The sequence below is a fragment of the Enterobacter cloacae complex sp. GF14B genome (genome assembly GCF_004136805.1).
In the GTDB taxonomy this organism is placed as follows: domain Bacteria; phylum Pseudomonadota; class Gammaproteobacteria; order Enterobacterales; family Enterobacteriaceae; genus Enterobacter; species Enterobacter hormaechei_C.
The window spans coordinates 1-935 of the sequence record NZ_QFRV01000364.1; the positions used below are offsets into that span (position 1 = coordinate 1).

Below are 935 nucleotides of genomic sequence, written 5' to 3' on the forward strand. Positions count from 1 at the left end.
AGAAGGTCCGCAAACCTGCAACCCATATAACATAGTAGAGGCAACCAAAGTATCAAAGAGCCATAACTTTGTCCTAGGTTCTTGGAACTGAACCTGCAAACACATCCTCTCCATTCCCTCTAGAGCCGCACCAGCTCTAGTTAGTTTAGTCTCTGCTGCTCTTCTCAAAGAAAATCTCGGCCGAGTAAAGACTACCCCCAGGTAAGTCTATGCATTTGTATACTCCACAATCTCCTGACCATATTGAAAGTAGGTACTGATCTCCTGACCCATTGCGGTGTGGTGTTAAACACCATAACCTTGGTTTTACCAAGGTTTACAGACAATCCACTATCCTTTGCAAAACTATGAAGTGCATCCAAATGTTGTTGCATACCCTTTGGTGAGTCAGATATCAGCACAATATCATCAGCATATAGCAACAATGGGATCCACGTCCCTGCTAGCTGGGCACCTCTATCACCATCTCTGTCAATGTAATCAGACACCTCATCAACATACATACCAAATAGAGTAGGAGAGAGCGGGCAGCCTTGCTTCACCCCAATAGTGGAGTGAATCAATGTAGATAGACCCTTTGAGGTGCCTACATGCCCTATTACTGATTTGTACAATGCCATGATCCCCAAAATGAGCTCTGTGGGTATTCCCATCTCCTGTAATCTGTGCATCAATCTACCTTTGGGGTACTGTGTCAAATGCTTTGCAAAAGTCCACAAAGCTACAATAGATCCGTCTCCCATGGGATCTGCCCTACTAAATGATGGCCCTGAGTGTCAAGATATGGTCAAGAGTAGAAAAATCTCTCCTGAACCCTTCCTTCCCAGCTGCACGCGCTCCCTTCCTCTCTGCCCATCTACTTAGTTGCTCCTCAAGAATGGATGCGTACAACCGTACCAATGTGTGTCCAATCATGATGGTGTGATAATTCCAAG

At 45.2% G+C, this 935-nt stretch carries 1 protein-coding gene; it reads right to left on the minus strand.

Features of this window, described 5'->3' with window-relative positions:
• Window positions 1–191: 191 nt before the first annotated feature.
• Window positions 192–671 carry a reverse transcriptase domain-containing protein gene (locus DD606_RS25675; protein ID WP_176691521.1) on the minus strand — a complete coding sequence of 160 codons (480 nt, stop codon included), beginning with the start codon at window positions 669–671 and terminating at the stop codon, window positions 192–194.
• Window positions 672–935: the final 264 nt, after the last annotated feature.

Bases quoted from the DNA above. Each gene is read 5' to 3' on its own strand.
- DD606_RS25675 (WP_176691521.1), bottom strand. From the start codon at position 671: ATGCACAGATTACAGGAGATGGGAATACCCACAGAGCTCATTTTGGGG.